The sequence below is a fragment of the Flavobacterium sp. genome, assembly GCF_017985075.1.
In the GTDB taxonomy this organism is placed as follows: domain Bacteria; phylum Bacteroidota; class Bacteroidia; order Flavobacteriales; family Flavobacteriaceae; genus Flavobacterium.
In genome coordinates this window covers 1-6,597 of the sequence record NZ_JAGNYF010000074.1, presented here as the reverse complement: position 1 = coordinate 6,597, position 6,597 = coordinate 1, and the positions used below count along the sequence as shown (strand labels likewise).

General features: G+C 30.8%; 7 protein-coding genes. 2 read left to right on the top strand and 5 right to left on the bottom strand.

Features of this window, described 5'->3' with window-relative positions:
- The first annotated feature begins 356 nt into the window (after positions 1 to 356).
- Entirely contained in the window at positions 357 to 1,700 is a 1,344-nt protein-coding gene (gdhA, locus tag KA468_RS10050; RefSeq protein ID WP_291242803.1) for an NADP-specific glutamate dehydrogenase, read from the top strand.
- Between the two features lie 119 nt (positions 1,701 to 1,819).
- Here gdhA and KA468_RS10045 read toward each other — a convergent pair whose 3' ends face one another.
- The 4 genes from KA468_RS10045 to KA468_RS10030 all read right to left on the bottom strand — a co-directional run bounded on the left by KA468_RS10045 (position 1,820) and on the right by KA468_RS10030 (position 4,760).
- Positions 1,820 to 2,464, bottom strand: a complete 645-nt coding sequence (locus KA468_RS10045) for an HD domain-containing protein (RefSeq protein ID WP_291242802.1) — start codon at positions 2,462 to 2,464, stop codon at positions 1,820 to 1,822.
- A 67-nt stretch (positions 2,465 to 2,531) separates the two neighbouring features.
- Positions 2,532 to 3,521, bottom strand: coding sequence for an acyl-ACP desaturase (locus tag KA468_RS10040; RefSeq protein ID WP_291242801.1), 990 nt, complete (start codon positions 3,519 to 3,521; stop codon positions 2,532 to 2,534).
- A gap of 5 nt (positions 3,522 to 3,526) precedes the next feature.
- Complete coding sequence (locus KA468_RS10035; protein ID WP_291242800.1) at positions 3,527 to 4,258, bottom strand: 1-acyl-sn-glycerol-3-phosphate acyltransferase; 732 nt, start codon at positions 4,256 to 4,258, stop codon at positions 3,527 to 3,529.
- Between the two features lie 91 nt (positions 4,259 to 4,349).
- Positions 4,350 to 4,760, bottom strand: coding sequence for a BrxA/BrxB family bacilliredoxin (locus tag KA468_RS10030; RefSeq protein ID WP_291242799.1), 411 nt, complete (start codon positions 4,758 to 4,760; stop codon positions 4,350 to 4,352).
- Between the two features lie 151 nt (positions 4,761 to 4,911).
- Here KA468_RS10030 and KA468_RS10025 point away from each other — a divergent pair, with 151 nt between their 5' ends.
- The gene (locus tag KA468_RS10025) at positions 4,912 to 5,736 is read left to right on the top strand and encodes a hypothetical protein (RefSeq protein ID WP_291242798.1); all 825 of its coding nucleotides are present in this window, start codon (positions 4,912 to 4,914) and stop codon (positions 5,734 to 5,736) included.
- Here the strand turns inward: KA468_RS10025 and KA468_RS10020 are convergent.
- A partial coding sequence (locus KA468_RS10020; protein WP_291242797.1) for a lycopene cyclase family protein occupies positions 5,737 to 6,597 on the bottom strand: 861 nt, incomplete at its 5' end.

Genomic DNA, 6,597 nt, shown 5'->3' with positions numbered 1-6,597 from the left:
CTGTTTCTGCTTTCTTGAGCCACAGCGCCAAAACTAAATGATAAGAAGAATAGGATGATATAAATGTAATTTTTTGCCATAATTTGAATATATGAAGTAAATTTATAAAATAAATATCAATTAGTATACCAAAATCGAAAAAAAAATATTTTTTCAGATTAAAAATTATATTTTTAGTGTAGTGAAATTGTAATTTTAAAAAGATAACATAATGTTGTTTTTTTGATGATTTCTTATTTTTTTCAATGCTGTTTTCTTTTTTCTTAAAAAAACACTAATTTTTTTATCAAATTCTTCGAAGTATTTTTTTTATCGTGTATATTTGCAGTAGAAAAATATCAAAAAAAAATATAATTATGAGTCAAAGTGTTACAGCATTTTTAGGCGAAGTAGCTAAAAGAAATGCAAACGAACCAGAATTTATGCAAGCCGTAAGAGAAGTGGCTGAAACCGTAATTCCTTTTATCGAGGCAAATCCAAAATACCAAGGCAAAATGTTATTGGAAAGAATGGTGGAACCAGAAAGAGTAATTATGTTCCGTATAGCTTGGATAGACGACAAAGGAACTACTCAAGTAAACAGAGGTTTCAGAATTCAAATGAACTCTGCTATCGGACCTTATAAAGGAGGAATTCGTTTTCATCCTTCGGTAAATTTAAGTATTTTAAAATTCTTAGCTTTCGAACAAGTTTTCAAAAACTCATTAACTACATTACCAATGGGTGGTGGAAAAGGTGGTGCAGATTTTGATCCAAAAGGAAAATCAGATGTAGAAATTATGAGATTTTGTCAAGCGTTTATGACAGAATTATCAAAACATATTGGTGCTGATACGGATGTTCCTGCCGGAGATATTGGTGTTGGAGGTCGTGAAGTAGGTTATATGTTTGGTCAATATAAAAGATTAAGAAATGAATTTACTGGTGTATTAACAGGTAAAGGAATTTCTTTTGGAGGTTCACTTATTCGTCCGGAAGCAACAGGTTACGGAGATGTGTATTTCGCAGACAGTATGTTAAAAACAAAAGGTAAAAGTTTTGCAGGTCAAACGGTTGTGGTTTCTGGTTCTGGAAACGTAGCACAATATGCTGCTGAAAAAGCAACTCAATTAGGTGGTAAAGTAGTAACTATGTCAGATTCTTCTGGATATATTTATGACGAAGCTGGAATTGACGCTGAAAAATTAGCGTATGTAATGGAAATTAAAAACGTAAATTACGGAAGAATTTCAGATTACGTTAAAAAATATCCATCAGCAAAATTTGTTGAAGGAAAACGTCCTTGGGAAGTAAAATGTGATATTGCATTACCATGTGCTACTCAAAATGAATTAAACGAGGAAGAAGCAAAAACATTAGTTGCAAACGGATGTTTCTGTGTGGCAGAAGGTGCAAATATGCCATCTACTCCAGAAGCGGTAACCGTATTCCAAAATGCAAAAATATTATTTGCGCCAGGAAAAGCATCTAATGCGGGTGGTGTAGCCACTTCTGGTTTAGAAATGTCTCAGAACTCTTTACGTTTAAGTTGGACTTCAGAAGAAGTAGACGAAAGATTAAAAGGAATTATGAAAAACATCCATGAAGCATGTGTAAAATATGGTTCAGACGGAAATGGTTATGTAGATTACGTTAAAGGTGCAAATGTTGCAGGTTTCGTAAAAGTTGCAGATGCTATGTTAGGTCAAGGTGTAGTTTAATAAGTGTTCAGTTTGCAGTAATTAGTAAACAGAATATTTAAAATAAAAAAGCAGTTTTCAGATATGAAAACTGCTTTTTTTATACTTATAACTGAACACTAAAATCTGAACACTGAATACTAAACAATTCCGTTCCATTCATTATAAAACTGTTCTAAAAACGTTTCCATAAAATCATGTCTTTTTTGAGCCAAATTTTTACCTGTTTCCGTATTCATTTTATCTTTTAACAGCAATAATTTTTCGTAAAAATGATTAATTGTAGGTGCAGTTGAATTTTTATATGCTTCTTTTGAAAGCGACAAATTCGGAACGATTTCTGGATTATATATTTCTCTGTTTTTAAAACCACCATAATTAAAGGTTCTTGCAATTCCAATGGCTCCAATCGCATCTAGTCTGTCGGCGTCTTGCACAATTTCCAACTCTTTAGAACTGAAGTTTTTTTCGAAATTACCACCTTTAAATGAAATATTTTCAATTATAGCCACCACGTGAGAAATAGTTTCTTCCGAAACATTTTCTTTTGTTAAAAAATCACGAGCTGTTTTCGGACCTATAGATTCGTCGCCATCGTGAAATTTACTATCGGCAATATCGTGCAATAAAGCTGCTAATTGAATTACCTCTAAATTGCAAGTTTCATCATTTGCAATTAGTAAAGCATTTTTATAAACACGCTCTATATGAAACCAATCATGACCACTTTCCGCATTTTCTAGTTGCTTTTTTACGAAGTTTTTTGTATTTTCTAGTACTGACATTTTAGTAATGATAAAAAATTCCAAACTCTTTTGGAATTTGGAATTTATATTTTTGGAATTTATAAAATTATCTAATTAATGCGGGTTCTACCCATTTAAAAATTTGACCTTGTTCGGGAATGATTAGTCTTTCAGAAATTTTCTTCATTCTTTCTGGTAATTTCATAAGATAATCTCTTGCTTTTTCTGCTTCAGCGGTAAGTCCGTTCATATTTGCAATGTCCCATTTTACGTTTAGTTTTTCTAAAATTTCAACATAATCGGCTGCGGTATATACGCCAATTCTTTGTGCTGAATCTGAAAACGCTTCAAAAGCACTACCAATTTTCTCTCCAGATTCACGTAAGAAAACGGCAGGCATGGTAATTTTTTGTTTCATCATGTATTGAAACGCCAGCATCATTTCGCTAGGATCTACTTTAAATATTTGATTTACGAATTCGCTATAGGCTAAATGATGACGCATTTCATCGCCAGCAATTAAATTACACATTTTGAATAATTTTTTTTCCCCGTATTTTTTAGCAATTAGTGCTACTCTGTTGTGTGAAACAAAAGTGGCTAATTCTTGAAAACTTGTATATACGAAATTTTTATATGGATCTCTTCCGGTTCCAATATCAAAACCATCATTAATTAAATGTTGTGTAGTTTGTTCTATTTCACGCATATTTACTCTCCCAGAAAGATATAAATATTTGTTTAAAACATCGCCATGACGGTTTTCCTCACCTGTCCAATGGCGTACCCATTTGCTCCATCCATTTCTTTCCACGTTGTCCACACCTTCCACATCCATTAACCAAGATTCGTAGGTTGGCAATGCTTCTTCTGTAATAGTATCTCCAACTAAAGTAACCCAAAAATCATAAGGTAAATCTTTTGAAATTTCTCTCAATTCTTTAACTTCTTCTAAGAAATTTTCATTGTTAGAATCTGGTAACAAATCGGTTGGTTGCCAAATTTTTTCTACTGGAATTAAAAATTCATCCATAAAAGAATCTACTTTTCTTTCCAATAATTGCATGACTTCAAGTCGTATATTTTGTATTGACATGATTATTAATTTATATGTTTTTTTATAGTTTTTTCAGTTTTTTCAAAAATTTCGTCGAAAGTATAATCAGAAATTTTTAAAGGTTCATGAATTTGAAATGTTATTTTTGTGCCTAATCCTAAAGGAAATTGTCCAAACCTGTTCATTTTCCATGAATTATTTATACTAATTGGAACAAAATAGGCGTCTGGTGCAAATTTGTATAACATTTTTAATCCGTTTGTTGCAAATTCTTTTGGAACTCCTGTTTTACTTCTTGTTCCTTCTGGAAAAATAACCATCGACCGATTTGTTGTATTGATGTATTCTCCGGCTTTTTTTATTTCTGCTAAAGCTTGTTTTCCGTCTTTTCTATCTATTAATGCAGAACCTCCAATTCTTAGATTTAAAGAAACACTTGGAATGCCTTTGCCAAGCTCTTTTTTACTAATAAATTTCGGATGCACATGTCTTAAAAACCAAATAATTGGAATAATATCGTGCATACTTTGATGATTGCAAACTAAAATTAAAGGTTTGTTTTTTGGTAAATTTTCTCTTCCAGATAAGGAATACGTTGTGCCTAAAATATGAGCTGTTCTTAATAAAAAAAAGTTTAGAACCGCTACAGACATTCTATGCGCATTGTAGCCAAATATATGGTAACAAACCAATTGAATAGGATGAAAAATGAGCAACCAAAATAAAAAAACTATCGCATAAAGTACCGATAATGGATACGAAATAATTTTTTGCATACCTTGTTTTTGTTTTAACGTTTTCAAAGGTACGAGTTATAAATAAAAAAAACCACCAATAAGGTGGTTTTTATAGTATGCTTGCATAGTATTAGCAATATTCGTTGAAGGCGTCTTTTAAGTTTTCTGCGATTAGTTCTGCAGGACGACCTTCAATATGATGGCGCTCTAGCATATGCACCAATTCACCGTCTTTAAATAACGCCATACATGGCGAAGAAGGTGGAAAAGGGAACATGTGTTCTCTTGCTTTGTCAACGGCTTCTTTGTCAACTCCCGCAAAAACGGTTACTAAATTACTTGGTTTTTTTGCGTTTTCTAAACTCATTTTTGCACCTGGACGAGCATTTCTTGCTGCACAACCACAAACTGAATTTACAACTACTAAAGTTGTTCCTGTTTGACTGATAGCTTGTTCAACAGTTTCAGCGGAATATAAATCTTGAAAACCTGCATCAGATAATTCTGCACGCATCGGTTTTACCATTTCTTCTGGATACATATTTTGTTTTTTTAATTATCGTTTATAATGTACAAATTTACAAAGTTTTTACTTCTACACATATAAACTTTTCATAAAGATTTGTTATCGTGCAATAAATTAAACCAAATCTATAAAATTGTATGCTATATTTGTAATAATATATTGAAGTATGAAATATTATATTTTATTTTTTTTAAGTATTTTCACATTTAATTTTGCACAAGAATTAAAAGATGCAGAAATTGAATTGGTACATATTAAAAGCAAACCAAAAATTGCAACTATTTTAAAAAGAGTAAACAAGCAATTACTAAAAAAAACAGATACTACGAGTTTTGTTTTCGATTTGCGTCAAATAAATTTAAAAAACTCAGATACAATTATTAACAGAAACGAAGAGCAAATTATAAAAATCACAAATTTTAACAATACCTTTTCTAAAAAGAATGTGATTGAAAATAAAGACAATTGGTTTACTAATTTTAAAGAAATTTTTAAAGCATATACTTCAGATGAATCGCCAATTGGATGGCTTTCGGGTTTTCCGATTCGTAAAAATTTAACCACTGCCGAATTGGACTTTTTTATTCATCCAAATGGATATGAATTTACCAGAGAATGGTTAGATAATGATGAGTTATTGGTGACTTTTGAATCAAAAGGCTTTTATAAAGGAAATTTTATTGTGGATAAAAATTACAATTTATTAGAAATGAATTATGAGACGGAACAACCTTATCCGTTTTTTTATACTAGTGAAGAAAGCATAGGTAAAAATCATAAATTTACTTCAAATTGGATATATCAAAGGGAAAAAGTAGCTATGAATTTTGAAATTGTGAAAAATAAAATGGTCTTGAAATCGTTAAGTATCGAAGAAAAATTACGCGATTTTATCTTTAAACGATTTGATGAAAAAGGCGTTATTTTTACAGATGTAAATCAGTTTTACACGAATATAAAATTGGTAAACAAGAAGTTTTCTGAAGAATAATTAAAAAATTCTTTTCAATAAAGCTTTAATAAACAACCCTTTCGGACACATCCAAATGACTTGTAAATCTTCCCAAAAAGAAGTTTCTTCATCTAAGAATTTGAAAATTAAAGGTGCTTTTCCAGTTTTAAACATACTCGAAAAAATGGCGCTTCCATATTGATTGGTTTGATACAAAATGTCAATTAATAACAAATCGTAAAACCAAAATTTGTTGATTTTATGAAATTTTGTAAAATCGCTTTCGGTCTTTAAAAACTGAACCAATTTTTTTGATTTTTTTACCGAATTTTTAAACGTATACCCTGTGCTGGCTTTGCTCCACCCTCCAGCAGAACCTATATTTATAATATTTTTGCTGTTGTTTTTCCAAAATGGGAAACACGTCATTGGAATGTTACCTTGTTCTTTTTCTAAAATTTCATATTCGGTGATGCCTAATTTTTTAATGTAGATTTCAATTTCAGCTTCGTAGGCTTCTTTTGAAAGTAAATCTTTAGAAAACAACGTATATTCTAATAATGCTTCAGTTGATGAAGTCGGTAAAATATACATAAAGCGCGTATTTCCTTTTTGTGCTACTGAAAAATCCATAAAAGTCGGGCAATCTTCAGTAAAAACAGCTTCCTTGCTTTTAATAAACCAACCAATAAAATGTTGTTGCACTAAAGGAAATTTAGTTTGCGATTTTACAAATTCCGGATTGTAGATGCTATTGAAAATTTGATTGCAGGTAAACGATTTCGTTTTAGTTTGAACCACACAATGATGGCCTAATTCTGAAAAATCAAGTACCTCATCTTGAAAAATTTCTATATTTTTATGTTGTAAAATTATATCAAACATCAATTTATAAAAATC

What these genes read in the sequence shown, in the direction of transcription:
- KA468_RS10030 (WP_291242799.1), bottom strand. Translation starts at nt 4,760, where the DNA reads ATGTATCCAGAAGAAATGGTAAAACCGATGCGTGCAGAATTATCTGAT.
- KA468_RS10025 (WP_291242798.1), top strand. Translation starts at nt 4,912, where the DNA reads ATGAAATATTATATTTTATTTTTTTTAAGTATTTTCACATTTAATTTT.
- KA468_RS10035 (WP_291242800.1), bottom strand. Translation starts at nt 4,258, where the DNA reads ATGCAAAAAATTATTTCGTATCCATTATCGGTACTTTATGCGATAGTT.
- KA468_RS10045 (WP_291242802.1), bottom strand. Translation starts at nt 2,464, where the DNA reads ATGTCAGTACTAGAAAATACAAAAAACTTCGTAAAAAAGCAACTAGAA.
- KA468_RS10040 (WP_291242801.1), bottom strand. Translation starts at nt 3,521, where the DNA reads ATGTCAATACAAAATATACGACTTGAAGTCATGCAATTATTGGAAAGA.
- gdhA (WP_291242803.1), top strand. Translation starts at nt 357, where the DNA reads ATGAGTCAAAGTGTTACAGCATTTTTAGGCGAAGTAGCTAAAAGAAAT.